1 protein-coding gene and 1 tRNA gene are annotated in these 1,191 nt (G+C 39.3%); both read left to right on the forward strand.

Features of this window, described 5'->3' with window-relative positions:
* Positions 1-189: 189 nt before the first annotated feature.
* Positions 190-276 (forward strand) — tRNA-Leu (locus A3735_RS03560).
* Between the two features lie 171 nt (positions 277-447).
* Positions 448-960: a hypothetical protein gene (locus A3735_RS03565; protein ID WP_156490751.1), complete on the forward strand. Its 513-nt coding sequence runs from the start codon at positions 448-450 to the stop codon at positions 958-960.
* Positions 961-1,191 lie beyond the last annotated feature (231 nt).

Below are 1,191 nucleotides of genomic sequence, written 5' to 3' on the forward strand. Positions count from 1 at the left end.
AGAGCTTATTTCTATTGAGCATATGGAAATAGGTACTCTGGAGCTAAAATTGTTAGTTGAAGATAATTAGCTAGTTTCTCCTTGCGGCTTTATTCTTAGGTAAGTTGCTAATTACATGAGTAAATATAAATAAAATCATTGATAGCGGTTGATCATTTTTCTGTATGGCGTATAATGCGCCGCATCTGGGCCAGTGTGATGAAATTGGTAGACATGAGGGATTCAAAATCCCTTGTCCTTCGGGACGTGGCGGTTCGAGTCCGCCCACTGGTACCAATCCTTTCTTAGTTATCAAAAGTCGATCTAACTTAACAAGTTTTCCCAAGTTAAAACAAATATTCAGCCTTTATTCTCCAAATACGGCCGCCAGGTAGGGTTTTATTTACTTAATAGAACAAACTGCTTTAGGTTGTGTTATATCTTAATTTAAGTGCTTAGGAGATCACAGTGCATATTTCTAGAATTATTCTTCTGCTTTTAATGTCACTCTCTCTTTTAGCCTGCTCAAGTAGTCCGTTCATGGATGACTACCTTAGCTCGATAGAGTCTAGGGAGTCGTATGTATTTTTTGAACACTCAGATTTTGGAATAAAGAGCAATCAGCAGGTGCCGCTAAGTCAAGAGTTCGATCGTTGTACTGAATCTGTAATGGGTGGGATTTCTTTAGGGCTAGGTGAACAAACTGTTTCCAATATATCCGTGCTTGAGCGAGTCAATCAGGATTATCATGCTTTTTTACTTGAACTCGTAATGTCGAAAGGTGCGGGTGATAATGGTGCTTTTAGCGCTTTATATAACAATACTATCACTACCCAATCGGAGAATGGGGAGCTTAAGCGACATGCCTTTGCTTATACAGAAGGGCTTGAGCAGCCACTAAAGAAATTAACCAGGCTTATCCTAAGACGTAATCAATGTTTGGCGCGCTCTGGATGGATTTATAAGAAAGTAGCGCCGTAGTCGGTATTACCTTTGGTTTTTTCAATATCCCCCAATAAATGTCCATATTTTTTGTAATAGAGCTTTATCCAAAAAGGTGATAGCACGGTAGTGTAGGCGATGACCATGATTAAGGCTGTATAGACCTCATTTGTAAAAATATTTGCAGAAGCACCTAGGCCTGCGAATATCAGGCCTAGGTGCTTCTGCAAATATTTTTACAAATGAGGTCTATACAGCCTTAATCATGGT

It is taken from the genome of Oleiphilus sp. HI0061, from assembly GCF_001635675.1.